The 24,163-nt window shown below is 70.2% G+C and carries 27 protein-coding genes; 16 read left to right on the top strand and 11 right to left on the bottom strand.

The genetic code is table 11. The features are described 5' to 3' along the window. Window positions 1-5 precede the first annotated feature (5 nt). The gene (locus tag ACZ3TS_RS00910; RefSeq protein ID WP_467612123.1) at window positions 6-545 is read left to right on the top strand and encodes a cupin domain-containing protein; all 540 of its coding nucleotides are present in this window, start codon (window positions 6-8) and stop codon (window positions 543-545) included. 63 nt (window positions 546-608) lie between these two features. Here the strand turns inward: ACZ3TS_RS00910 and ACZ3TS_RS00905 are convergent, their stop codons facing one another. After that, entirely contained in the window at window positions 609-1,835 is a 1,227-nt protein-coding gene (locus tag ACZ3TS_RS00905) for an acyl-CoA dehydrogenase family protein (RefSeq protein WP_467612120.1), read from the bottom strand. A gap of 184 nt (window positions 1,836-2,019) precedes the next feature. Between ACZ3TS_RS00905 and ACZ3TS_RS00900 the strand changes: the two genes are divergently transcribed. Beyond that, window positions 2,020-2,664: a TetR/AcrR family transcriptional regulator gene (locus tag ACZ3TS_RS00900; protein ID WP_467612117.1), complete on the top strand. Its 645-nt coding sequence runs from the start codon at window positions 2,020-2,022 to the stop codon at window positions 2,662-2,664. A gap of 98 nt (window positions 2,665-2,762) precedes the next feature. Here the strand turns inward: ACZ3TS_RS00900 and def are convergent, their stop codons facing one another. Further along, window positions 2,763-3,302, bottom strand: coding sequence for a peptide deformylase (gene def / locus ACZ3TS_RS00895; RefSeq protein ID WP_467612114.1), 540 nt, complete (start codon window positions 3,300-3,302; stop codon window positions 2,763-2,765). Window positions 3,303-3,444: 142 nt separating this feature from the next. On the opposite strand from def, the gene ACZ3TS_RS00890 reads away from it, so the two are divergent. From ACZ3TS_RS00890 to ACZ3TS_RS00870, 5 genes are all read left to right on the top strand, one after another. Further along, the gene (locus tag ACZ3TS_RS00890; protein WP_467612112.1) at window positions 3,445-4,683 is read left to right on the top strand and encodes a MurT ligase domain-containing protein; all 1,239 of its coding nucleotides are present in this window, start codon (window positions 3,445-3,447) and stop codon (window positions 4,681-4,683) included. 19 nt (window positions 4,684-4,702) lie between these two features. Next, on the top strand, window positions 4,703-5,431 hold the full coding sequence (locus ACZ3TS_RS00885; protein WP_467612109.1) for a type 1 glutamine amidotransferase: 729 nt from the start codon (window positions 4,703-4,705) through the stop codon (window positions 5,429-5,431). 235 nt (window positions 5,432-5,666) lie between these two features. Then, window positions 5,667-6,692, top strand: a complete 1,026-nt coding sequence (locus ACZ3TS_RS00880; RefSeq protein WP_467612107.1) for a 6-phosphofructokinase — start codon at window positions 5,667-5,669, stop codon at window positions 6,690-6,692. Between the two features lie 207 nt (window positions 6,693-6,899). Then, entirely contained in the window at window positions 6,900-7,850 is a 951-nt protein-coding gene (locus ACZ3TS_RS00875) for a cytochrome c oxidase assembly protein (RefSeq protein WP_467612104.1), read from the top strand. Window positions 7,851-8,033: 183 nt separating this feature from the next. Then, on the top strand, window positions 8,034-8,192 hold the full coding sequence (locus ACZ3TS_RS00870; protein WP_467612101.1) for a hypothetical protein: 159 nt from the start codon (window positions 8,034-8,036) through the stop codon (window positions 8,190-8,192). 3 nt (window positions 8,193-8,195) lie between these two features. Here the strand turns inward: ACZ3TS_RS00870 and ACZ3TS_RS00865 are convergent, their stop codons facing one another. From ACZ3TS_RS00865 to ACZ3TS_RS00850, 4 genes are read right to left on the bottom strand one after another with little or no spacing between them, the layout of a single operon-like run. Next, window positions 8,196-9,401 carry a sensor histidine kinase gene (locus ACZ3TS_RS00865; protein WP_467612098.1) on the bottom strand — a complete coding sequence of 402 codons (1,206 nt, stop codon included), beginning with the start codon at window positions 9,399-9,401 and terminating at the stop codon, window positions 8,196-8,198. Beyond that, entirely contained in the window at window positions 9,398-11,110 is a 1,713-nt protein-coding gene (locus ACZ3TS_RS00860) for a sodium/solute symporter (protein WP_467612095.1), read from the bottom strand. Before ACZ3TS_RS00860 ends, ACZ3TS_RS00865 begins: the two co-directional genes overlap by 4 nt. Before the next feature lie 9 nt (window positions 11,111-11,119). Continuing rightward, window positions 11,120-11,476, bottom strand: coding sequence for a hypothetical protein (locus ACZ3TS_RS00855; RefSeq protein ID WP_467612092.1), 357 nt, complete (start codon window positions 11,474-11,476; stop codon window positions 11,120-11,122). An 11-nt stretch (window positions 11,477-11,487) separates the two neighbouring features. Next, window positions 11,488-12,246: a LytR/AlgR family response regulator transcription factor gene (locus tag ACZ3TS_RS00850; protein WP_467612089.1), complete on the bottom strand. Its 759-nt coding sequence runs from the start codon at window positions 12,244-12,246 to the stop codon at window positions 11,488-11,490. Window positions 12,247-12,323: 77 nt separating this feature from the next. Here ACZ3TS_RS00850 and ACZ3TS_RS00845 point away from each other — a divergent pair, with 77 nt between their 5' ends. The 4 genes from ACZ3TS_RS00845 to ACZ3TS_RS00830 all read left to right on the top strand — a co-directional run bounded on the left by ACZ3TS_RS00845 (window position 12,324) and on the right by ACZ3TS_RS00830 (window position 16,045). Continuing rightward, a complete protein-coding gene (locus ACZ3TS_RS00845; protein ID WP_467612086.1) occupies window positions 12,324-12,827 on the top strand; it encodes an Lrp/AsnC family transcriptional regulator in 504 nt (167 codons plus the stop codon). A 123-nt stretch (window positions 12,828-12,950) separates the two neighbouring features. Beyond that, window positions 12,951-13,763 (top strand): dimethylargininase, encoded by an 813-nt coding sequence (gene ddaH, locus ACZ3TS_RS00840; protein ID WP_467612083.1) that lies wholly within the window; start codon window positions 12,951-12,953, stop codon window positions 13,761-13,763. Further along, a complete protein-coding gene (rocD, locus tag ACZ3TS_RS00835) occupies window positions 13,760-14,980 on the top strand; it encodes an ornithine--oxo-acid transaminase (protein ID WP_467612080.1) in 1,221 nt (406 codons plus the stop codon). The genes ddaH and rocD overlap by 4 nt, the downstream gene beginning before the upstream one ends. A gap of 117 nt (window positions 14,981-15,097) precedes the next feature. Continuing rightward, window positions 15,098-16,045 (top strand): GNAT family N-acetyltransferase, encoded by a 948-nt coding sequence (locus ACZ3TS_RS00830; protein WP_467612077.1) that lies wholly within the window; start codon window positions 15,098-15,100, stop codon window positions 16,043-16,045. Here the strand turns inward: ACZ3TS_RS00830 and ACZ3TS_RS00825 are convergent. The 4 genes from ACZ3TS_RS00825 to ACZ3TS_RS00810 all read right to left on the bottom strand — a co-directional run bounded on the left by ACZ3TS_RS00825 (window position 16,026) and on the right by ACZ3TS_RS00810 (window position 18,640). Further along, the gene (locus tag ACZ3TS_RS00825) at window positions 16,026-16,502 is read right to left on the bottom strand and encodes a TIGR00725 family protein (RefSeq protein ID WP_467612074.1); all 477 of its coding nucleotides are present in this window, start codon (window positions 16,500-16,502) and stop codon (window positions 16,026-16,028) included. The two genes, ACZ3TS_RS00830 and ACZ3TS_RS00825, sit on opposite strands and share 20 nt — an antisense overlap. Window positions 16,503-16,632: 130 nt before the next feature. Beyond that, window positions 16,633-16,824 (bottom strand): hypothetical protein, encoded by a 192-nt coding sequence (locus ACZ3TS_RS00820; RefSeq protein WP_467612071.1) that lies wholly within the window; start codon window positions 16,822-16,824, stop codon window positions 16,633-16,635. 327 nt (window positions 16,825-17,151) lie between these two features. Continuing rightward, window positions 17,152-18,180 carry an SDR family oxidoreductase gene (locus tag ACZ3TS_RS00815; protein ID WP_467612068.1) on the bottom strand — a complete coding sequence of 343 codons (1,029 nt, stop codon included), beginning with the start codon at window positions 18,178-18,180 and terminating at the stop codon, window positions 17,152-17,154. 112 nt (window positions 18,181-18,292) lie between these two features. After that, the gene (locus tag ACZ3TS_RS00810) at window positions 18,293-18,640 is read right to left on the bottom strand and encodes a helix-turn-helix transcriptional regulator (RefSeq protein ID WP_467612065.1); all 348 of its coding nucleotides are present in this window, start codon (window positions 18,638-18,640) and stop codon (window positions 18,293-18,295) included. Window positions 18,641-18,774: 134 nt separating this feature from the next. On the opposite strand from ACZ3TS_RS00810, the gene ACZ3TS_RS00805 reads away from it, so the two are divergent. From ACZ3TS_RS00805 to ACZ3TS_RS00785, 5 genes are all read left to right on the top strand, one after another. Beyond that, a complete protein-coding gene (locus tag ACZ3TS_RS00805; RefSeq protein ID WP_467612062.1) occupies window positions 18,775-19,617 on the top strand; it encodes an anti-sigma factor antagonist in 843 nt (280 codons plus the stop codon). Window positions 19,618-19,659: 42 nt separating this feature from the next. Continuing rightward, complete coding sequence (locus tag ACZ3TS_RS00800) at window positions 19,660-20,028, top strand: low affinity iron permease family protein (protein WP_467612059.1); 369 nt, start codon at window positions 19,660-19,662, stop codon at window positions 20,026-20,028. Between the two features lie 113 nt (window positions 20,029-20,141). Further along, window positions 20,142-20,330, top strand: a complete 189-nt coding sequence (locus tag ACZ3TS_RS00795) for a hypothetical protein (protein WP_467612056.1) — start codon at window positions 20,142-20,144, stop codon at window positions 20,328-20,330. A gap of 238 nt (window positions 20,331-20,568) precedes the next feature. Continuing rightward, window positions 20,569-21,294 carry a lysophospholipid acyltransferase family protein gene (locus tag ACZ3TS_RS00790; RefSeq protein WP_467612053.1) on the top strand — a complete coding sequence of 242 codons (726 nt, stop codon included), beginning with the start codon at window positions 20,569-20,571 and terminating at the stop codon, window positions 21,292-21,294. Window positions 21,295-21,721: 427 nt separating this feature from the next. Next, window positions 21,722-22,447, top strand: coding sequence for a LysM peptidoglycan-binding domain-containing protein (locus ACZ3TS_RS00785; RefSeq protein ID WP_467612050.1), 726 nt, complete (start codon window positions 21,722-21,724; stop codon window positions 22,445-22,447). 116 nt (window positions 22,448-22,563) lie between these two features. Here ACZ3TS_RS00785 and ACZ3TS_RS00780 read toward each other — a convergent pair whose 3' ends face one another. Next, window positions 22,564-24,162 carry an alpha/beta hydrolase gene (locus tag ACZ3TS_RS00780; RefSeq protein WP_467612047.1) on the bottom strand — a complete coding sequence of 533 codons (1,599 nt, stop codon included), beginning with the start codon at window positions 24,160-24,162 and terminating at the stop codon, window positions 22,564-22,566. Window position 24,163: the final 1 nt, after the last annotated feature.

Below are 24,163 nucleotides of genomic sequence, written 5' to 3'. Positions count from 1 at the left end.
GGCCGATGACGACGACAGACAGAGTGGCGGCTTCCGAAGGCCTGTTCGTGCCTCCGGGCCATGGCCGCGTCGTCCGGACGCCGGCCCAGCACGTCACGTTCAAGGTCACCGGCTCGCACTCGCGCATGGCCTCCACGTTCGAGGTCATCGTGCCGCCGGGCTTCGACGTGGGCGCGCATGTCCACACGCGCAGCGAGGAGCTGTTCTACGTCCTCGAGGGCGAACTGGACGTGCTCGCCTTCGAGCCGCGGGTGCGGACCCCCGACAACTGGCAGAAGTGGGAGTCGAGTTCGGGCCGCCGCGTGGTGCGGGCCACGCCGGGCACGGTCATCGTCGTACCGCCCGGCTGCCCGCACGCGTTCGCGAACCCCACGGAGGCCCCCACGAAGGTGTTCTTCCAGGCGTCCCCGCCGCCCGATCACGAGCGGTACTTCGAGGAACTGCTGGAGATCCTGGGCAGCGGCGGCCCGCCGGACCACCAGGCGATCGAGGCGCTGCGCAGGCGGTACGACATCGAGCAGCTGACACCGCTCAAGCATCGGTGACCAGGTCCCGTCGTCGAACTCCCGCCTGCCTCCGGGCGGACGACGGGAGCCCGACGAGAGGACCTAGCGGATCGGCATCCCTGCCAACGTACGCGCGATCACCAGCCGCTGGATCTCACTCGTACCCTCGAAGATCGTGTAGATCGCCGCGTCACGGTGCATGCGCTCCACCGGGTACTCACGGGTGTAGCCGTTGCCCCCGAGAATCTGTATCGCCTCGGCCGTGACCTTCTTGGCCGTCTCGCTGGCGAACAGCTTCGACATGGAGCCTTCGGCCGCCGTGAACGGCCTGCCGCTGATCGCCATCCACGAGGCGCGCCACACCAGCAGACGGGCGGCGTCGATCTGCGTCCGCATGTCCGCGAGCTGGAAGGCGACGCCCTGGTTGTCGATGATCGGGCGCCCGAACTGCTCGCGCGTCTTCGCATAGTCGAGGGCCACCTCGTACGCGGCCCGGGCGGTCCCCACGGCCATCGCTCCGACGGCCGGACGGGACGCCTCGAACGTGGCCATGGCGGCGTTCTTCACGCGCTCTCCGCTCGCCTTCGCCTTCTCACGGGCGCGGGCCAGGCGCTCGTCCAGCTTCTCCTTGCCGCCGAGCAGGCAGGAGCCGGGGACGCGGACGTTGTCGAGGATCACCTCGGCGGTGTGGGAGGCGCGGATGCCGTGCTTCTTGAACTTCTGCCCCTGGGCCAGGCCCGGGGTGTTCGGCGGGACGATGAAGGACGCGTGGCCCTTGGAGCCCAGCTCCGGGTCGACGACCGCGACCACGACGTGGACATTGGCGATGCCGCCGTTGGTCGCCCAGGTCTTGGTGCCGTTGATCACCCATTCGTCCTTCGCCTCGTCGTACACGGCACGCGTACGCATGGAGGCGACGTCGGAGCCGGCGTCGGGTTCGGAGGAGCAGAACGCGGCGACCTTGACATCGTTGGCATCGCCGTACATCTGGGGGATCCAGGTGCCGATCTGCTCCTCGGTGCCGTTGGCGAGGACGCCCACGGCGGCGAGGCCGGTGCCGACGATGGAGAGCGCAATGCCCGCGTCGCCCCAGAACAGCTCCTCCATGGCCACGGGGAGGCCCAGGCCGGTGGGGTCGAAGTACTGCTGGGCGTAGAAGTCCAGGGAGTAGATGCCGACCTTCGCGGCCTCCTGGATGACCGGCCAGGGAGTCTCCTCACGCTCGTCCCATTCGGCGGCCGCGGGGCGGATCACATCGGCGGCGAAGCCGTGCAGCCAGTCCCGGACCTCCTTCTGTTCGTCGTTGAGCTCCATGGTGAACTCGGCCATGTCCCCTCCACTGCGCTAACGCGTTACTTGCGGTAACCACAGTCTGTTACTCGCCAGTAGGAAAGTCAACTCCGAGCCGGGCGGAACGTCTCCGGCGGGTGGTCGGCAGCTCGTTCGATACCGGCCCGCCTTTCAGTGTTACTTTGCGCAGGCGTCACCGATACAACACGGGTGGGGAGAGATCATGGACACCACGCAGCGGGCCGATCAGCAGCGGTCCGCCGACCGCCGACGGCGAGAACTGCTGGAGGCCGCCGACAGAGTGGTGCTGCGCGACGGCCCTGGGGCCTCGATGAACGCCATCGCCGCGGAGGCCGGCATCACCAAGCCGATCCTCTACCGCCACTTCGGCGACAAGGGCGGGCTCTACGCCGCGCTCGCCCAACGCCACACGGACGCGCTCCTCGACTCGCTGCGGGCGGCGCTGGACGCCCCGGCCGACCGGCGGGAGCGGGTCGAGTCCACACTGGACACTTATCTCGCGGCGATCGAGGCACGGCCGCAGGTCTACCGCTTCCTGATGCATCCGGCGGAGGGCGGCTCGCAGAACGACCAGGGCTTCGACACGGGCCGGCACGCCATTCCGCTGCTGCGCCGCATGGGCGAGGAGCTGGCCCAGGTCATCGAGGAGCGACTGGACCTCGGCCCGGACAGCCACCAGCTCGCCCGGGTGTGGGGACACGGCATCGTCGGCATGATGCACGCGGCGGGTGACTGGTGGCTGGGAGAACGGCCCTGCTCCCGGACCGAGTTGGTGCGGAGCCTGGCGGACCTGCTGTGGGGCCGGCTGGCCGCGGCAGGGGATCGCATCGGAGGCCCCGGGTTCTGAAGCCCCCGAGAGGGGCGCGGGGCTGTGTCGATATGCGGCTCGGCCGTCCGCGGCGTGGGCGCGACAAGCCACGGGCAACCCGCAGTCGCCGAGAACGCTCAACGACCCCAGGCCGCTCGCGCCACCTGTCGCATCACCCGACGGTGGCGCCAGCCACCGAGCCGGTCCACATAGAGAGCCCCGTCAAGGTGGTCGCACTCGTGCTGGAGGCACCGGGCGAACCACCCGGTGCCGTGCACCATGACCGGCTCGCCGTCCACGGTGAAGCCCTCGACGACAGCGTGGTCGTACCGCTCCGTCCCCGCTTCGAGCCCCGGCAGGGACAGGCACCCCTCCGGTCCACGGAGCACCACACCGTCCGCCTCGACGAGCCGCGGGTTCACCACATGCCCCAGATGACGGACGTCCTCGTCGTCCTCGCAGTCGTACACGAACACACGTAGGGGCACGCCGACCTGATTCGCGGCCAGGCCGACCCCCCGGGCGGCGTACATCGTGGCGAACATGTCCTCGACGAGCCGGGCCAGTTCGGAGCCGAATTCGGTGACCTCCGCGCACGGCGTGCGCAGTACCGGGTCGCCGAGCAGGATGAGGGGCCTCACGCGCCCTCGGGCGCCCGGGATGGAGCCGTGTCGCATGGCGGCAAGGGTACGGTCCTCAAGGTCGCGCGGGCGCCGGGGTGGTGCCGCGATTCGGGTGCGTGAACGGATCTCGATAGGCTGAGGTCCACACGTTGCCGGGACAGGGCGCGGCGCCGTACGCAAGGAGGATCGAGAACTGATGGCAGGCAACTCGGACCCGCTGACGCCGCGGGCCAAGCTGGCCGTGACCGCGGGCAAGGCGGTCGCTGCGGCATCGCGCGCCGCGGGGCGCGGCAGCGGATCGGTGATCGGCGGCCGAGTCGCGCTCAAACTCGACCCCGACCTCCTCGCCCGGCTCGCGCAGAACCTGGACGTGATCCTGGTCTCCGCGACCAACGGCAAGACCACGACCACCCGGCTCATCGCCGAGGCGCTGCGTGCCGCGGGCCCGGTGGTCTCCAACGCGCTCGGCGCCAACATGCCGGCGGGCATCACCTCGGCGCTGGCCGGCGGCTCGGACGCCAAGTTCGGTGTCATCGAGGTCGACGAGAAGTACCTCGCCGGGGTCGCCAGGGACACCGATCCGAAGTGCATCGCGCTGCTGAACCTCTCCCGCGACCAGCTCGACCGCGCCGCCGAGACCCGTATGCTCGCCGAGAACTGGCGGGAGGGCCTGGCCGGATCCAAGGCCGTCGTCGTCGCCAACGCGGACGACCCGCTGGTCGTGTGGGCCGCCTCCTCCTCGCCCAACGTGATCTGGGTCGCCGCGGGCCAGATGTGGAAGGACGACGCCTGGTCCTGCCCGTCCTGCGGCGGTGTGATGCAGCGCCCCGGCGACGACTGGTACTGCGGCGAGTGCGGCTTCCGCCGGCCGACCCCCTCCTGGGCTCTGTCCGGCGACCATGTCCTGGACCCGCACGGCTCCGCCTGGCCGATCCATCTTCAGCTGCCCGGCCGCGCCAACAAGGCGAACGCCGCCACCTCGGCCGCCGTCGCCGCCGTCTTCGGCGTGCCCCCGCAGGTCGCCCTGGAGCGCATGTATCAGGTGCAGGCCGTGGCCGGGCGCTATGACGTCGTCCAGTTCCAGGGTCGCGACCTGCGCCTGCTGCTCGCGAAGAACCCGGCCGGATGGCTGGAGACGTTCTCGCTCATCGACCCGCCGCCGACCCCGGTGATCCTCTCGGTGAACGCGCGCAGCGCGGACGGCACCGACACCTCCTGGCTGTGGGACGTGGACTACACACGGCTGACCGGCCACCCGATCTTCGTCATCGGCGACCGCAAGCTGGACCTCGCCGTGCGCCTGGAGGTCGCGAACCAGTCCTTCCAGGTCTGCGAGAACCTCGACCAGGCCGTCCAGCAGGCCCCGCCGGGCCGGATCGAGGTCATCGCGAACTACACCGCGTTCCAGGACCTGCGCCGCCGCGTCGGCAACTGACCACTAAGGACGATCATCGATGAGTGACAACAGCCTGCGTCTGGTGTGGATCTACCCGGACCTGCTGAGCACCTACGGCGACCAGGGCAACGCGCTCGTCGTGGAGCGCCGGGCACGCCAGCGCCGCCTCGACGTCGCCCGCCTGGACGTGCGCAGCGACCAGCCCATCCCCACCTCCGGGGACATCTACCTGATCGGCGGCGGCGAGGACCGTCCGCAGCGGCTCGCGGCCGAGCGGCTGCGCCGCGACGGCGGTCTGTACCGGGCCGTCGAGAACGGCGCGATCGTTTTCTCGGTCTGCGCCGGCTACCAGATCCTGGGCCACGAGTTCGTCAACGACCTGGGGCAGCGCGAGCCGGGTCTCGGCCTGCTCGACGTGGTCTCGGTGCGCGGCGAGGGTGAGCGATGCGTCGGCGACGTCCTCGCGGACATCGACCCGCGCCTCGGCCTGCCCCAGCTCACGGGCTTCGAGAACCACCAGGGCGTCACCCACCTCGGCCCCACCGCCCGCCCGCTCGCGCAGGTGCGGCTCGGCAGGGGCAACGGCACGGGCGACGGCACGGAGGGCGCGTACAACGACACGGTCTTCGGTACGTACATGCACGGTCCCGTTCTCGCCCGCAACCCGCAGATCGCCGACCTGCTGCTGAAGCTGGCGCTGGACGTCAACGCCCTCCCGCCGGTCGACGACCGCTGGTACGAAGCGCTGCGCAACGAGCGGATCGCGGCTGCCGAGCAGCCTGCCTAGAGTCCGCCGCGGGGCAGCCCCGAAGGGGTTCCTCGACGCCCGCCCGACGCCCGTACACCCGCTGGACCGCCCGGCGTAACCAGCCCGTCTGACGGTACGTCCGCACAGCTGAGCGGGCACGTCCAGCAGGCGGACGCACGATGCGGCCCCGCCCCCTGTCGCCGGTAGGGTGGCGGGGATCGAACCGGACAGCGTGGTCCGGTCCCCGGCCCACGGTGAGAAGGTATTTCGGGCTATGCGCATTGGTGTCCTCACGTCCGGCGGTGACTGCCCCGGCCTGAACGCCGTCATCCGGTCCGTCGTGCACCGCGCCGTCGTCGACCACGGCGACGAGGTCATCGGCTTCCGGGACGGCTGGAAGGGCCTTCTGGAGTGCGACTACCTCAAGCTCGACCTCGACGCGGTGAGCGGCATCCTGGCTCGCGGCGGCACCATCCTCGGTTCCTCCAGGGTCCGTCCCGAGCACCTGCGGGACGGTGTGGAGCGGGCCAGGGGCCATGTCGAGGAGCTCGGTCTCGACGCCATCATCCCGATCGGCGGTGAGGGCACGCTCAAAGCCGCCCGCCTGCTGTCCGACAACGGGCTGCCGATCGTCGGTGTGCCCAAGACCATCGACAACGACATCGCGGTCACGGACGTCACCTTCGGCTTCGACACGGCCGTGGGCGTGGCGACCGAGGCCCTCGACCGGCTGAAGACCACCGCCGAGTCCCACCAGCGGGTGCTGATCGTGGAGGTCATGGGCCGCCACACCGGCTGGATCGCGCTGCACTCCGGCATGGCCGCGGGCGCCCACGCGATCGTCGTACCGGAACGCCCCTTCGACATCGAGGAGTTGGCGGCACGGGTCGGCGAGAGGTTCGACGCCGGCAAGCGGTTCGCGATCGTCGTCGCCGCCGAGGGCGCCAAGCCGAGGCCGGGCACCATGGACTTCGACGAGGGCGGCAAGGACGCCTACGGCCACGAGCGCTTCGCCGGCATCGCCCGCCAGCTCTCCCTGGAGCTGGAGCAGCGGCTCGGCAAGGAGGCCCGTCCGGTGATCCTCGGGCACGTCCAGCGCGGCGGAACACCGACGGCGTACGACCGCGTCCTCGCCACCCGCTTCGGCTGGCACGCCGTGGAGGCCGTGCACCGGGGCGAGTTCGGGAAGATGACCGCGCTGCGCGGCACCGACATCGTGATGGTGTCGCTGGCGGAGGCGGTGGAGACCCTGAAGACGGTGCCTTTGGAGCGGTACGCCGAGGCGGAGTGCGTGCTCTAGCCGAGGGCTGCACCGTAGGTATGCGGGTGGTTCGTCGGCTGCGGATCGTCCGTGGCTTGTCGCGCCCGCGCGGCGGAGCCGCATGTCGACACGGCCCCGCGCCCCTGACGGGGCGCTGCAACGCCCCCGGTGGCAGTGGCCGCCGGGGGCGGTTCTAGTCTGGTCCGGACAGACAGCGCGCAACCCCCACGAAACAGGAGCCGGCGGATGGATCACAGCGGGCACGGCATGACCATGGATCTGCCGCCGTTCACGCTGGGGCGGGGTCTCGAGTGGTCGGCGGACCCGTTCTTCCTCGTCGCCTGCCTGGCCGGTCTCGCCCTCTACGGGTGGGGTGTCGTACGGCTCGTCCGCCGCGGCGACAAGTGGCCCGTGAGCCGCACGGTCGCGTACGTCATCGGCGTACTGACGGTGATGCTGGCCATGTGCACCAAGCTGAACGACTATGGCATGGTCATGTTCAGCGTGCACATGGTGCAGCACATGGTGATCAGTATGCTGTCCCCGATCCTGATCCTGCTCGGCGCGCCGTTCACCTTGGCGCTGCGCGCGCTGCCGACCGCGGGCCGCGGCCGCAAGGGTCCGCGCGAACTGCTGCTGATGCTGCTGCACAGCCGCTACATGCGCATCATCACGCACCCGGCGTTCACGATCCCGCTGTTCATCGCGAGCCTGTACGGGCTGTACTTCAGCCCGCTCTTCGACTACCTGATGGGGTCCAAGGCAGGGCACATCGCGATGATGGTGCATTTCCTCGCCGTCGGCCTGGTCTTCTTCTGGCCGATCATGGGCATCGACCCGGGACCCCACCGCCCCGGCTACCTGATGCGGATGCTGGAGCTGTTCGCGGGCATGCCGTTCCACGCGTTCTTCGGCATCGCGCTGATGATGGCGTCCTCACCGATGGTCGACACCTACAGGCATCCGCCCGCCTCGCTCGGCATCGACGCCCTGGCGGATCAGACCGCGGCGGGTGGCATCGCCTGGGCGTTCAGCGAGATCCCCTCCGTGCTCGTGCTCCTTGCGCTGCTCTTCCAGTGGTACGGATCGGAGCAGCGGCAGGCCAGGCGGAAGGACAGGGCCGCGGACCGCGACGGCGACAAGGAACTCGAGGCGTACAACGCCTATCTGGCATCACTCAACGCACGCGGCCACTGAGTTCTCCCACACCGCTGAATCCCTTTCAGCGTGAGGACTACGTCTACGACCCGTCCGTTGCGAGGCTGCGTCCCAGACCGGAAAGGGAGCATGGACGTCCGGAACTCATCCGGTCGTCTGCACCGTACGCAAGCAGAACGGGGGGCACCATGAGAGGGGACAAACCATGAGGAGGGTGTTGCGATGCCCGGTTCCACGAAGGCGATGGGAGTGCTCACCGTAGGTGGGCTCGTCGTTGTGACGGCCTACACGGTGGCGCTGGGAAGCAGCGGCTGGCTGTGGTTCGGCTGGGTCGTGCTCGGCCTGATCACGCTCGGCATGGTGGTCTCCCGCAACAACTGACCATCACTGCCGGGGCAGCCGTCCCGCCGAGTGCACTCCCGGCTGGTACTTCGGCAACCGGACGGTGATCTTCATGCCCGCTCCCACCGCGGTCTCGATGACGAGCCCGTGGTCGTCGCCGTAGACCTGGCGCAGCCGGTCGTCCACGTTGGACAGACCGATGCCGCCCGACGGGCTGACCTCTCCGGCGAGGATGCGCCGCAGCAGCTCCGGATCCATTCCGACGCCGTCGTCCTCGATGACGACCAGGGCTTCGGCGCCCGCGTCCTGCGCGGTGATGCTGATCTGGCGTTTGTCGGTGGTGCCCTCCAGACCGTGCTTGACGGCGTTCTCGACGAGCGGCTGGAGGCAGAGGAAGGGCAGGGCGACGGGAAGCACCTCGGGCGCGATCTGGAGAGTGACCGAGAGCCGGTCACCGAAGCGGGCCCGCACCAGGGCCAGATAGTGGTCGATGGCGTGGAGTTCGTCGGCGAGCGTGGTGAAGTCGCCGCGTCGCCGGAACGAGTAACGGGTGAAGTCAGCGAATTCCAGGAGGAGTTCGCGGGCGCGCTCGGGGTCGGTGCGGACGAACGAGGCGATCACGGCGAGCGAGTTGAAGATGAAGTGGGGGGAGATCTGGGCGCGCAGGGCCTTGATCTCAGCCTCGATGAGCCGGGTCCGGGACTGGTCGAGGTCCGCCAGCTCCAGTTGCACGGAGACCCAGCGGGCGACCTCGCCTGCGGCCCGTACGAGGACGGCGGACTCGCGGGGCGCGCAGGCCACCAGTGCGCCGTGCACCCGGTCGTCGACGGTGAGAGGGGCGACGACGGCCCAGCGCAGTGGGCAGTCCGGCTCCTCGCACCGGAGGCGGAAGGCCTCCCCGCGGCCGCTCTCCAGCGGGCCGCCGAGCCGCTCCAGCACCTCCTCGCGGTGGTGCTCCCCCGCGCCGTCCCAGGCCAGCACGGCCTCCCGGTCGGTGAGGCAGAGCGCGTCGGTGCCGAGCAGGGTGCGCAGCCGGCGTGCGGACTTGCGGGCCGTCTCCTCGGTGAGACCGGCGCGCAGGGGCGGCGCGGCAAGGGAGGCGGTGTGCAGGGTCTGGAAGGTGGCGTGCTCGACGGGGGTGCCGAGCCCGCCGAGGCTTTCGGGGCGCGCGGTGCGCCGGCCCAGCCAGAACCCGGCGGCCAGCAGCGGGAGGACGGCCACGCACAGGCCGGCGAGGAAGCCGCTCACGCCTTCACCTCCGCCCGGAGTTCCTCAGGCAGATGGAACCGGGCCAGGATCGCCGCCGTCCCGGCCGGAACCCGCCCCGGCGTGGCCAGTGACACCACCACCATGGTCAGGAATCCGAGCGGCACCGACCAGAGCGCGGGCCAGGCGAGGAGGGCGTGCAGGGTGCCGGTGCCCGGACAGCCCGCCATCGTGGCCGCCACGGCGACGAGCGCCGAACCGCCCCCGACCAGCATGCCCGCTGCAGCCCCCGGTGGCGTCAGCCGCCGCCACCAGATGCCCAGGACGAGCAGCGGACAGAACGACGACGCGGACACGGCGAACGCGAGCCCGACCGCGTCGGCCACCGGGAGCCCGCCCACCAGGACGCTCGCCGCCAGGGGCACCGCCATCGCCAGCACCGTGCCCAGCCGGAAGTGCCGTACACCGCGCGACGGCAGCACGTCCTGGGTGAGCACCCCGGCCACCGCCATGGTGAGCCCCGACGCCGTGGACAGGAACGCGGCGAAGGCCCCGCCCGCGACCAGAGCGCCCAGCAGATCCGCGCCGACGCCGCCGATCATCCGGCCGGGCAGCAGCAGCACGGCGGCGTCCGCGTCCCCGGAGAGGGTGAGCTCGGGGGCGTAGAGCCGTCCCAGTGCCCCGTAGACGGGGGGCAGGAAGTAGAAGGCGCCGATCAGGGCGAGCACGGCGACGGTGGTGCGGCGGGCCGCGACGCCGTGCGGGCTGGTGTAGAAGCGGACGACGACGTGCGGCAGACCCATGGTGCCGAGGAACGTGGCGAGGATCAGCCCGTAGGTGGCGTACAGCGGGCGTTCCTCACGGCCGGACGCCAGCGAGGTCGACATGCCGCCGTTGCTGACGCGGTCGGCGACGGGGACGGTGTCGCCCCTGCCGAAGGTCAGCCGGGTGCCGCGCTCGATGCGGTGGACGCCCACGGCGAGGTCCACCCGCTGCCCTGCGTAGCGCCGGCCGTCGATCGTGCCCGTCGCGGCGGCCTCGAGCGGGCGGGACAGTGTGAGGTCGAGGCTGTCGTCGATCCGCACGACGCGGTGTTCGCGGAAGGTCGCCGGTTCGGTGAAGGCGTCGCGCGGCGCGCCGTCCCCCTGCCAGGCCAGCACGAGGAAGAGTGCGGGGACGAGCAGGGCCGTGAGTTTGAGCCAGTACTGGAAGGCCTGCACGAAGGTGATGCTGCGCATGCCGCCGGCGGCGACGGTCGCGACCACCACGACCGCCACGATGACCCCGCCGAGCGGATCGGGCGCGCCGGTCAGCACGGTCAACGTCAGCCCGGCTCCCTGGAGTTGCGGCAGCAGATACAGCCAGCCGACGCCGACGACGAACGCCCCCGCGAGCCTGCGCACCTGGTGCGAGGCGAGCCGGGCCTCGGCGAAGTCGGGCAGTGTGTAGGCGCCGGAGCGGCGCAGCGGAGCGGCGACGAACAGGAGGAGGACGAGATAGCCGGCGGTGTAGCCGACCGGGTACCAGAGCATGTCGGGGCCCTGGACGAGGACGAGCCCCGCGATCCCCAGGAAGGAGGCGGCGGAGAGGTACTCTCCGCTGATCGCGGCCGCGTTGAGGCGAGGCCCGACGGTACGGGAGGCGACGTAGAAGTCGGAGGTGGTGCGGGAGATGCGCAGTCCGAAGGCGCCGACCAGGACGGTGGCCAGGACGACGAGCGCGACTGCGGGGACGGCGTAGTTCTGGTTCACGACGGCGCCTCAGCGGTCCTCGACGAGGCGGACGAAGTCCTTCTCGTTGCGCTCGGCACGGCGCACGTACCAGCGGGCGAGCAGGACCAGCGGCGGGTAGAGACCGAAGCCCAGCACGATCCATTCCAGGCCGGCGTTCCGTGTGGTGGCGAAGACCAGGGGCAGCGGCCCCACCAGGAGGACCAGCACCGTGAAAACGGCGAGTGCCACCCGCAACTGGCTGCGCATCAGCGAACGGACGTAGGTGTGACCGAGTGTGGTCTGTTCGTCGATCTCGGTACGCGGCCGGTAGTAGCCGGAGGCCCGGCGGATGCGCCGGGGTGGCCCGGTGACGACGACTCGGCGTTCGGTGGGGTCCTGCGGCACGCCGTTCCCCCTCACTGGCCCGCGGTCCGGCGCATCAGCAGGTCCCGCAGTTCGCGGGCGTGCCGTCGGCTGACCTGGAGTTCGACGGATTCGACGCGGACGCTCACCGTGCCTGCGTCCAGGCGGAGTTCGTCGATGTGGCGCAGTGCGACGAGGTGGCGGCGGTGGATGCGGACGAAGCCGCGTGAGCGCCAGCGCTCCTCCAGGGTGGACAGCGGGATCCGCACGAGATGGCTGCCCAGGGGGGTGTGCAGGCGGGCGTAGTCGCCCTGCGCCTCCACGTGGGTGATGTCCTCGACGGGCACGAACCGCATCACGCCGCCGAGTTCCACGGATATGTGGTCGGGGTCGGGCTCGTGCACGGGTATCAGCGGTGCGGTCTCCCGCAGCTGGGCGGCGCGGCGTACCGCCTCGGCGAGCCGCTCGCGGCGTACGGGCTTGAGGACGTAGTCGACGGCCTTGAGGTCGAATGCCTGCACGGCGAAGCCCTCGTGGGCGGTGACGAACACGACGAGCGGCGGCCGGGCGAAGCCGGTCAGCAGCCTGGCCATCTCCAGGCCGTCGAGTCCGGGCATGTGGATGTCCAGGAAGACGACGTCGATCGCGTCGGGGCCGTCGTGCCCCGACTCCAGGGCGCGGTTGATGCGGCGCAGCGCCTCGGTCGCGTCGCTCGCGCCCTCCACGCTGCTGATCCGCGGGTCCGCGTGCAGCAGATACAGAAGCTCCTCGAGCGAGGGGCGTTCGTCGTCGACGGCGAGGGCGCGCAGCATGAACGTGGAGTCTAGGAGCATTCGGTACGCCTGGACATGTGCGGAGCATGGACGTTCCTGCTGGATACAGTGCCCGCATGAACAGCAGGCCAGCGCCGTTCGACGAGCTCGACCGGAAGATCATCACCGCTCTGATGGCGAACGCCAGGACCAGTTTCGCCGAGATCGGGGCGGCCGTCGGCCTGTCGTCGACGGCGGTCAAGCGCCGAGTGGACCGGCTGCGCGAGTCGGGTGTGATCACCGGTTTCACGGCCACGGTGAAGCCGTCGGCGCTGGGCTGGCGCACGGAGGCGTACGTCGAGGTGTACTGCGAGGGTGCGGCGCCGCCCCGGCGCCTGGCGGAGGTCGTGCGCAACCATCCGGAGATCACCGCGGCGATGACGGTGACCGGCGGCGCGGACGCGCTGCTGCACGTGCGGGCCAGGGACGTGGAGCACTTCGAGGAGGTGCTGGAGCGCATCCGCACGGAGCCGTTCATCCGGAAGACGATCAGCGTGATGGTGCTGTCCCACCTCCTCCCGGAAAGCCCGGAGGCCGGTGCCAGCCACGCAGCCCCGGATGGCGCAGCAGACGTGCGCTGACCAGCCCGAAGACGCAGTATTACTGCGTGAACGCGCAGTCATCGTTCCTTGTCGTGCGTCCACGTCACTTCCTACCTTGGTGTCACCCCTTGGTGACACCCCAGGAAGCGGAGGTACCCCTCTGTGCCCGACAGCCGTGTGCCGCGCCGGCGGCGCTTCCTCGTCTGCGAACCCAGACATTTCGCCGTGCAGTACGCGATCAACCCCTGGATGCATCCCGACACGCAGGTCGACGTCGATCTGGCACGCGAGCAGTGGCAGGGGCTGATCAGCGCCTACCGTGCCCACGGCCACAACGTCGACGCCGTGGACCCGGTCCCTGGCCTCCCGGACATGGTGTTCGCCGCGAACTCGGCGGTCGTCGTCGGCGGCCGCGTCTTCGGCTCCCTCTTCCATGCGCCCGAGCGGCGCCCCGAGTCGGTCCATTACGAGACGTGGTTCAAAGCGGCCGGCTTCGACGTCCACCGCCCCGAATCCGTCTGCGAGGGCGAGGGCGACCTGGTCTGGACAGGGCGGTACGTCCTGGCCGGCACCGGGTTCCGCACGACCCGCGAGGCGCACCGCGAGGTGCAGGAGTTCTTCGGTCACCCGGTGATCAGCCTGACCCTGGTGGACCCGTACTTCTACCACCTGGACACGGCGCTGTTCGTCCTCGACGACGACAACATCGTGTACTACCCGGAGGCGTTCTCGCCCGGCAGCCGTGAGGTCCTCGCCCGGCTGTACCCGGACGCGGTGCTCGCCACCCGGGACGACGCGATGGCCTTCGGCCTCAACTCCGTCTCCGACGGGCGCCACGTGTTCATCGCACCGAAGGCCGAGGCGCTGGCCGCCCGGCTCGCCGACCACGGCTACGACCCCGTCCCCGTCGACCTCTCGGAGTTCCACAAGGCCGGCGGAGGCATCAAGTGCTGCACCCAGGAGATCCGTTCATGACCGCACCTGCCCGCACGCGTTCGTCCGCCGAGCTGATCCGCGCCGAGGGGCCGGTCCTCGCGCACAACTACCACCCGCTGCCCGTGGTCGTCGCCCGGGCCGAGGGCACCTGGGTGGAGGACGTCGAGGGCCGCCGCTACCTCGACATGCTGGCCGGCTATTCCGCCCTCAACTTCGGGCACCGCAACCCGGTGCTGATCGAGGCGGCGCACCGCCAGCTGGACCGGCTGACCCTCACTTCCCGGGCCTTCCACAACGACCAGCTGGCCGACTTCGCCGAGTCCCTCGCTGCCCTCACGGGGCTGGACATGGTGCTGCCGATGAACACGGGCGCGGAGGCCGTGGAGAGCGCCGTCAAGGTGGCCCGCAAATGGGCGTACGAGGTCAAGGGTGTTCCGGCCGACCGGGCGACGATCGTGGTGGCGGACGGCAACTTCCACGGCCGTACGACGACGATCGTCAGCTTCTCCACGGACGAGACGGCGCGGACGGGCTTCGGCCCGTTCACGCCGGGCTTCCGCATCGTCCCGTACAACGACCTGGCCGCGCTGGAGGCGGCGGTCGACGAGACGACGGCGGCCGTGCTGATCGAGCCCATTCAGGGCGAGGCGGGTGTGATCATCCCGGACGAGGGCTATCTCACCGCGGTCCGCGAGCTCACCCGTCGGGCCGGGTGCCTGTTCATCGCCGACGAGATCCAGTCGGGCCTCGGCCGCACGGGCCGCACGCTCGCCGTGGAGCACGAGGGCGTCGCACCCGACGTCCTGCTGCTCGGCAAGGCGCTGGGCGGCGGGATCGTGCCGGTGTCCGCGGTGGTGGCCCGCCGGGACGTCCTCGGCGTCCTGCGGCCCGGCGAGCACGGCTCGACGTTCGGCGGCAACCCGTTGGCCGCCGCGGTCGGTTCGGCGGTGGTCGACCTGCTGGAGACGGGCGAATTCCAGCGTCGGGCGGCCGAGCTGGGCGTGGTGCTGCGGGACGGACTCGCCGCTCTCGTCGGCAAGGGCGTCGTGGGCTTCCGCTCGCGCGGCCTGTGGGCCGGCGTGGACGTGGACCCCGCCATCGGCGCGGGGCGCGAGGTCAGCGAGCGCCTGATGCGGGAAGGGATTCTGGTCAAGGACACCCACGGTTCGACGATCCGCCTGGCTCCGCCGCTGACCATCACGGACGACGAACTGCGCTCGGCGCTGGGGGCACTGGAGAAGGTGCTGGCGGCCTGACACGACGCGGCACCCGGGGGCCGCATGTGAGCGGGCCCCGGGTGCCGCACCTCGTACCGCCGCACACCGCGCGTTTATTTCGTTGCGACGTCGTACCGGCTCGCCGAGAGTGAGCGGATGAATCTCACCGTGCGCCCGGCCAACCTCGACGACACGACCGCATTGTGCGAACTCCTCAACGCGGTCGACGTGGCCGAGATCGGGCAGCCGGAGACCGATCCGCACACGGTGGAGACCGATCTGCGGCGTCCGGGTGTGGACCTGGCACGCGACTCGTGGATCGGGGTCGACGGAGACGGGCGGTTCGTGGCGTACGGGCTGCTGTGGGACGTCGCGTGCGGCGAACGGATCGACATCGACCTGTACACACTGCCCGCCGAGGATGCGGCCGGGCGCCTGCTGCTGGAGCTGATGGAGGCGCGGGCTGCCGGGAAGGCCGCGGAGAACGGTGCCTCACGTGCCGTGGTGCACCTGTATCTCAACTCCGCCCCCACCCTGGACACCTCGCTGCTCGCTGCCCGCGGCTGGCACGTGATACGCCGGTTCAACGTGCTCACCCGCCCCTTGCCGGCGGCCGACGACCGGGCGCCCGACCCGTTGCCCGGCGTGACACTGCGCGAGTGCCGCACGGAGGCGGACCGCCGGCGGGTGCACGCACTGCTGGACGCCGCCTTCAGCGACCACTTCGAGTACCACGCTCGCCCCTATGACCAGTGGCTGGAGACCCTGGGCGCCGACCGGACGGACTGGTCACTGGTCTGGATCGCCTCCGTGTCCGGCCTCGGCGACGCGGGCGTGCTCATCGCGAGGAACGACGACACGAGCATGGGCTGGATCCGCCATCTCGGCGTCCTGGAGGCGGCGCGGGGCCGCGGGGTCGGCAGCCACCTCCTGCGGCACGCCTTCGCCGCGTTCGCGGCCCGCGGCCGGGACCTGGTGGGACTCGGGGTGGACACGCAGAACACCTCCGAGGCTCTGCGGCTGTACCTGCGCCACGGCATGACGCTCCACTACGCCGTGGACACCTGGCGTGTCGAAGTACCGGTCAGGGCCACAGCCCGGTGAGGTCCAGCGCCTCGGCAGGCGTGCGCGCACGCCGGACGCCGGGTGGTTCCTGACCGTCCGCGTCGACGAGCCGCCAGCCGTCGCCGAGCTGGACCACGGGCACACCGCCCCGGCGCATGGCGAGGGCCAGTTCCGAGAGTGTGCCCCAGGATCCGCCGACCACGACGACGGCGTCCCCGCTGTGCACGATCACGCTGTTGCGCGCCTGCCCGAGGCCTGTGGCGATCGCGACGCTGAGATCCGGCCCGGCACCGGTCCGATCGGCTCCCGGCAGCACTCCGACGACGAGGCCGTCTCCCGAGCGGGCGCCCGCCGCCACCGCGGCCATCACCCCGCCGTGCCCACCGCAGATCACCACGGCCCCGCGCTCCGCGAGCAGCCGGCCCAGCTCGTACGCGAGGGTCCGTTCCCGCTCGCCGCACTGCGCCGGCCCGCACACCGCCACCTGCACCGCCATGCCGGCCCACCTCCGGCGCGCACGATACTGCCGGGCGCGCCACTTCAGCCGTAGCCTCGCCGTCTCGTCCCGTCCGGGCAAGGCGGCCGGCGGCCGGCGCCGGCGGGGCCCGGGCTGACCTCGGCGTCCTTCAGCCCACCCGGTAACGCTCGGCGCGGTTGGCGTTCAGGGTCAGCCCCAGGCCGGGGCAACGGTCGCGTCCCGGGATGAGGGCGCCTCCGGCGGGGTCGAGAACGCCGTCGAAGAGGAGGCGTTCGATGCGCACGCGGTCGTGGAACCACTCCAGATGGCGGATGTTGGGCACGGCGGCCGCGGCATGCACGTGGGCGTGCGGCGCCCGGGGCGTACGTGTAACCGAGCCCGGTGACGCCGCCGCAGCCGACGGTGGCCAGGACGAGGGTGGTCGCGTCCCAGCTCAGCGTGCCGTCCGCCTCGGGCGTGCCGGTGGGCACGGTCCAGACGGCGGTGTCCACCCGCTCGACGCGCGGCTTCTCGGAGGCGATGGTCATCGGCGTCGTCGCCGGTGGCGGGCGATGCCGCGGCCGACCGTCGCGGCGGGGCGGCTGGCTACGACTGGAGTTTCGCGATGCGTTCCGGTCAAACAGGGCGGGGGCGGCCGCGGTCGCCCGAGGGCCGCCGCACCGGATTCTCAGCCGACCTTGCGCCCCTGAAGAGGCGCTGTCCGGTCGCCGGCGCCTTCCTGAAGCCCGTGCAGGAATTCCTCCAGGACCTCGGTCGCGGTCCGCTCCGGCCGCCAGCCCAGTTCGGTGTGGGCACGTGTGCAGTCCATGAGCGGGAGCCGCAGCACGGCGTCGAAGAGGTGCGGCGACGCGGGAAGCAGACGCAGCCCCCACGCGGCGGCGATCGCCGACCGTGCGGCCGTCCGCGGCATCCGTACGGGACGGGATCCCAGCAGTTCGCCGAGCACCGCCGCGTCGAGGGGCGGGTCGGCGGCCAGGTTGAACGCGCCCCGGACCTCACCGCGGACCGCGAGCTGATAGGCGCGGGCCGCGTCGTGGGTGTGCAGGGCCTGCACCCGAAGTCCCAGGACGTCCGGCAGGAACGGCAGCAGTTCCGGCCGGACCAGCGGCCCGGGCAGGAGCCGTCCGCCGAAGATACGGCGCTGCTCGCTCGCCGACTCGCGCTTGAACAGGAACGCGGGCCGCATCCGTACGACCCGGATCGCGGGGTGCTCGTACTCGAAGGCGTCGAGGGTCCGCTCCAGGTAGGCCTTCTCGCGTGTGTAGGCGGCGTCGGGCCAGCCGTGCGTGGGCCATGACTCGTCCACGGTCCGGTCCTTGGGACCCGGGGAGTAGGCGCCGACGGACGATGCGTGCACCAGGGCCGGCACCTTGGCTGCGGCGACGGCCTCGAACACCCGTATGCTGCCGAGCACGTTGGTCTGCCAGGTCGCGACCGGATCGTGCGTCGGCTGGAACGCCCACGCCAGGTGCACGACCCCGTCGGCACCGGCGAACTCCTTCACCAGGTCCACTTCGTCCGACGCGAGGTCGGCCTCCGACCACTCCACGCGGTCCGGGCCGAGATCGGGAACGCGGCGTGCCAGGCCCCGCACACGTGCGACGTCCGGGTCCTCGGCGAGCAGGCGCACAAGGCTGGTGCCCACATTGCCGGTGGCACCCGTGACGACGATCTTACTGCCTGTTACGGTGCTCACTTCGGGCTCCTCTCGCTGACCGGTACCTGCGAGTACCCGCTGAGCGTGAAGGCACGTCACAGCTCGGCGGCCGAACGAGACGGCTCACAGCTCGCGGTCGGCAAAACCCGGGTCAGGAGTCCGCTACGGAGTGCTCGTGTCGGCCTTGCAGGCTGTGCTGGGCGTCATGCCGGACGAGGAGGGCGAGCAGCTCGGACACGGTCAGGCTGGCCTCCGCCGGGTGGCGCAGCGCGGTTCCCGGCTGGATGCGGTAGGTGTTGGAGCGCCCCTCACGGGTGTGGGTGAGATAGCCGCCCTCTTCCAGATCGGAAATGATCTTCTGGACGGCGCGTTCCGTGAGCCGGCAGCGGGCCGCGATGTCACGGATACGAGTGGTCTGGTCGTCGGCTATCGCGGCCAGCACCCGTGCATGGTTGGTAAGAAACGTCCACCCGTTGTGCGGCTCAGTCACTCCGTCCATGCATCGAGAGTAGGCGCCCTGTTTCATGAATACAAAAAGGCGAAAGAGAATTCCTGTATCGCTTGACAGGTGATGCGGGGCGGGCAGAGCCTGGCTGAGGGGGTACGTACGGCGGACGAGCTCGGGAGGCTGCCATGGTGGAGTACGTGTCCGGGCCCGAGAGCCCGGACGACGACATCCGGGTGGCCTGCGCCCGCCCGCCGAGGCAGCCGCCGTCGTCCTCTCTGACGGTGGAGACACACGAGGACGGGGACCGGGTGGCGGTAGCGGTCTCCGGGGAACTGGACCTCGAAACCGAGCAGGCATTGTACGCCGCCCTCAGGGACGCCTTGCGCCGCTCGGTCAGTGGTGTCGATCTCGATCTCGGCGGCGTGGACTTCTGCGACTGCTCCGGCCTCAACGTGCTGCTGTGCGTCCGCCGCCAGGCCCTGGAGGACACCAAGACCCTCGCCCTCGGCGCGACCGGATCCACGGTGGACAGACTGCTCTCGCTGACCGGCACACGCTCCCTTTTCGACCGGGTCGGCGCCGCCACCCCGAGGACCGCGGTGAACGAGCACGAACGGCTCCGCCGGCAGGAGGGTGCCCCCTCACCCGACGGCGGGCGGCCCGAGGGCACCGACCAGGACCTGCGCATCGAACTCGTCCAGCTGCGGCGCGCCATGCGGACCCGGCCGATGATCGACCTGGCCCGAGGCGTGCTGATGGCGTCCTTCTCCCTGGGCCCCCAGGACGCCTGGAGCGTGCTGGTCACCGTCTCCCAGAGGACCAACACGAAGCTGCATCAAGTCGCCGAGGACCTGGTGGCGGCGGTCACCGGCGACGCCCCGGCGGGACCGGTGCAACAGGAAGTGGCGGCCGCGGTCACCGCACTCAAGGGGCGGCCGGCGACGGAGCCGGTACCCCCGGAGCGCACGCCGGAAACCGACTCCCCCGCGCGAGTGCATGCCCCCGGCCCGACGACCGGCCAACGGTAAGTCCGCCCGCAGCAGCGGGCGGGGCAGGGTGATGCTTCCCCCATGACCTTTGAGAGTCCCGCCGAACGCGGCGGTCCGCAGCGAGGCAGATTCGAGGAACTGGCGGAAAGAGTCTCCAATTTGACGAGCTCCCCCGTCTTCTTCCTGATCTGTCTGGCGTTCGTCGGCTTCTTCATCGCCGCCCACGTGGCGAAGCTGCCCCTGGAGTGGCTCCTGCTCGCGGGGGAGTCCATGACCGCGGTCACCCTCCTCCTGCTCGCGCTGCTGAAGAACTCGGAGATGCGGGCGGAGCACGCCATTCAGCGCAAGCTCGACGCGATCGCCCGCGCTCTGCTGGAGATGAACCAGGGCAAGGACAGCCGCGCCCTCAAGGAGCTCCAGGACTCGATCCGCATGGAGGAGGAAACCTAGGGCACCGCCTCCCGCCCGACGCGCGGGCCGATATGCAGGGAAATGCCACTCGTGCCACGCTGATCAGGGGCGGAGCTGCGCCCTTTACTCGCCTCATCGAGGAGTGAGCCGACATGACCGACCGGGGACGCGACCCGTACGCGGATGAATCGGGTCACCTCAGGGACATGACCGAGGAGACCCTCGGCGCCCAGGAGCAGGCGCGTCAGGAACGCCAGCACCGGCAGGAGCAGCAGCAGAGCGGCCGCCGGACGGACGACGAGACCTCCTACCCCGATCAGGGAGACGACGACTACCTGTGATCATCCACTCCCAGTTTCACTGTCCGCTTCGTGCGGTCCGCCCTCGCGGACCGCACGAAGTGGTTTCGGGCGCGCCTTCTTCCCTGTCGGTCCGTCAGAACTGCCGGTGCCGGGGCGAGTCCGGCCGGGCACGGTTCCGGCGGACCCCGCCTGACCCTAGACTTGCACCCCACGACAGGCCGGTTGAGCTGTAAGAACGCGGCGGTTGAGCCGATCCGCTGGAGTGAGGAGCGACCCCTTGTTCTACTACCTGCTCAAATACGTGATTCTCGGACCACTGCTGAGACTGGTCTTCCGGCCGCGAATAGAGGGTCTCGAACACGTACCGGCGGACGGCCCGGCCATCATCGCCGGCAACCACCTTTCTTTTTCCGACCACTTCCTGATGCCCGCGATCCTGAAGCGGCGCATCACTTTTCTCGCCAAGGCCGAGTACTTCACCGGTCCGGGCATCAAGGGCCGTCTTACCGCCGCCTTCTTCCGCAGCGCCGGACAGATTCCCGTGGATCGCTCGGGCAAAGACGCCGGGCAGGCCGCGATCCGTGAGGGCCTCGGCGTGCTGAGCAAGGGCGAGTTGCTGGGCATCTACCCGGAGGGCACCCGCTCTCACGACGGCCGCCTGTACAAGGGCAAAGTGGGCGTCGCGGTGATGGCTCTCAAGGCCCGGGTGCCCGTCGTCCCCTGCGCGATGATCGGCACCTTCGAGGCGCAGCCGCCGGGCCAGGTCGTCCCGAACATCCACCCGGTGGTGATCCGCTTCGGCAAGCCCCTGGACTTCTCCCGTTATGCCGGCATGGAGAACGAGAAGGCCATCCTGCGCGCCGTCACCGACGAGATCATGTACGCCATCCTGACCCTCTCCGAGCAGGAGTACGTCGACCAGTACGCGGCGGTCGTCAAGGCGGAGGAGGCCGCGGAGAAGGCGGAGCGAGTCCGTAAGCTCCCCCGGCTGCCGCTGAGTTGACAGCGAACGGCGGGCCAGAGCGCAGCAGCCGCCCCGGACTTTCTTGGGATATGCCACATATGCGGCTACGTCCGATTTGGCCCATTAAATACCAAAGCATCGTTAAGTCGTTATTTTACAGCGCCGGGCACTTTAGACTGAACTGCCACTTAAATTCCCTGAACTCGGCGTGACGCACTTCACTTACGAAGTCGGCTAGTGCTTTACGTGCCCCTTAATTCCCCCTTACCCGCCCGGGTTGCAGGGGTTAAGGCGTCGGCAGCGAATGAGGCATCCACTAACCCGCTTAGTAAGTAAAGCAATTGTTTTGTGATTTGCGGCGGCTAAGAATGACCCCGCCGCAGCGCACCGCTCAATGAAATGCGGGGCTGTTTGTCGAGGGAACCGGCAGCTGCGGACAAGTAATCCCGAGAACGAGGTCCGCACCATGTCTATTCCTGCCTCCCATCGCCGAGTCCGGGCGCGCCGGCTCTCCACGGGTCGCGCTGCCATAGTCGGCACGTTCGCCCTGGCCTGCACGGCCGTTCTCGGAACGGCCCAGTCCGCCGGCGCCGCTCCGGCAACAACGGCTGTCGCAGGAACTGCGGCTCCGACCACCGACAAGATCACCTACACCGTCAAGGCCGGCGACACCCTGGCCAAGATCGCCCGGACCTATAAGGTGCCGGGCGGGTGGAAGGCCATCGCGTCGACCAACCAGCTCTACAGCCCGGACCACATCGTGCCTGGTCAGGTCCTGACCCTGCCCACCGGGTCGACCTCACCCACCGCGGCGGCCACGGCAGCCACGACGACCAAGGCGACCGCCGCGTCCACCCCCGTGAAGACCTACGCCAACAACCTGGACGGCTGGATCAAGCAGTCGCTGGCGGTCATGGCGCAGCACGGCATCCCGGGCAGCTACAACGGCATCCACCGCAACATCATGCGCGAGTCCTCCGGCAACCCGAAGGCCATCAACCTCTGGGACTCCAACGCCGCCGCCGGCATCCCCTCCAAGGGCCTGCTCCAGGTGATCCCGCCCACGTTCAACGCCTACCACGTGCCCGGCACCTCGTGGGACATCTACGACCCGGTCGCCAACATCACCGCCGCGTGCAACTACGCGTACCACCGCTACGGCTCGATCGACAACGTGAACGGCCCGTACTGACGGGTCCCGAGAACAGCTGTACCGCATCGAACGTCTCCCGGCGCTCCTGACGGCGCCTTCCAGGGACGACGAGGGGGCGGCCGGATCCCGGCCGCCCCCTCGTGATTGCGTTGCGACTACGGCGTCGGGGTGGCGTGCGGCGTGCACGTCACGTCGGCGCCGTCCGTCTTGCCGGTGAGCAGGTACGTGTCCACCCGGCTGTTGATGCACGGGTTGACCAGACCGGTCACACCATGGGATCCCGCGTTCTTCTCGATGATCAGACGGGAACCCTTGAAACGCTTGTGCAGCTCGACCGCGCCTTCGAAGGGCGTCGCGGCATCCCGAGTGGACTGCACGATCAGGACGGTCGGCAGACCCTTGCCGGTCTTCACGTCCACCGGGGTCTGCTGCTTGACCGGCCACGTGGCGCACGGCAGGTTCATCCATGCGTTCGCCCACGTCATGAACGGGTAGTCCTTGTTGAGCCGGGTGTTGTCCCGGTCCCACTTCCGCCAGCTCGTGGGCCACTTGGCGTCGGTGCACTCGACGGCCGTGTAGACCGCGTTGCCGTTCTCGGAGGCGATGTTGCCGGCCGTGTCCGACAGGTCGGGCGCCGCCGCGTCGACGAGCGCCTGGGTGTCCCCGGCGACGTACTTGCTGAAGACGGTGGCGACCGGCACCCACGAGGAGTCGTAGTACGGAGCGCTCTGGAAGAAGGAGATCAGCTCGGCCGGGCCGACGACGCCGCCGATGGGCGCCTTCTTCGCCGTGGCGCGCAGCTGAAGCCACTTCTCCTGCACCGCGGCGCGAGTGGTGCCCAGGTGGAAGGAGGCGTCGTTCGCGGCGACCCAGTCCTCCCAGTCCTTCCAGCGGCCCTCGAACGCGACGTCCTGGTCCAGGTTGGCCTGGTACCAGATCTTCTCGCGTGACGGGTTGACCACGCTGTCGACGATCATGCGGCGCAGGTGGCCCGGGAAGAGCGTGCCGTAGACGGCGCCGATGTACGTGCCGTACGAGACGCCCAGGTAGTTGAGCTTCTTCTCGCCCAGTGCGGCGCGAATGACGTCCAGGTCGCGCACGGTGTTGGGCGTGGTCATCTGCTGCAGCACCGCCAGGCCGGAGCGCTCCGCGCAGCCCTCCGCGTACTCACGGGCGAGCCCCCGCTGGGCGAGCTTGTCCGCCTCGGAGTCGGGGACCGGGTCCGCCTTGGGCGCCTTCACGAACTCCTGCGGGTCCGCGCAGGAGATGGGCGCCGAGTGGCCGACGCCGCGCGGGTCGAAGCCGACGAAGTCGTACGCCTTCGCCACGTTGGCCCAGATCGGGCTCTTGGTGGTGACCCGGCGCGGGAAGCGCAGCCCGGAGCCGCCCGGCCCGCCCGGGTTGTAGACGAGGGCGCCCTGACGCTCCTCCTTGGTGCCCGTGTTCCCGATGCGGTCCACGGCGAGCTTGATCTGCTTGCCGTTCGGGTGGGCGTAGTCGAGCGGAACGGTGACCCAGCCGCACTGGATGGGCTTCTCGAGCCCCCAGTCGGCCGGACAGTCCCGCCAGTCGATGCCGGCCTCGGCGGCCCGCGCGGCGGCGATCGCGGCGCCGCGGGCCTCCCGGTCCTGGCCGTGACGTGTGTCGGCGGTGGCCGACGGTGCCGCCACGGCGCCGGCTATCAGCGTCGCCGTGACGAGCGCCCCCGCGGATCCGAGCGCGCTCGCCCGTCTCGTCGCTCTGATTCCCCTCAAG

It is taken from the genome of Streptomyces sp. NPDC022910 (genome assembly GCF_055561075.1).
This window is presented reverse-complemented; position numbering and strand designations above follow the sequence as displayed.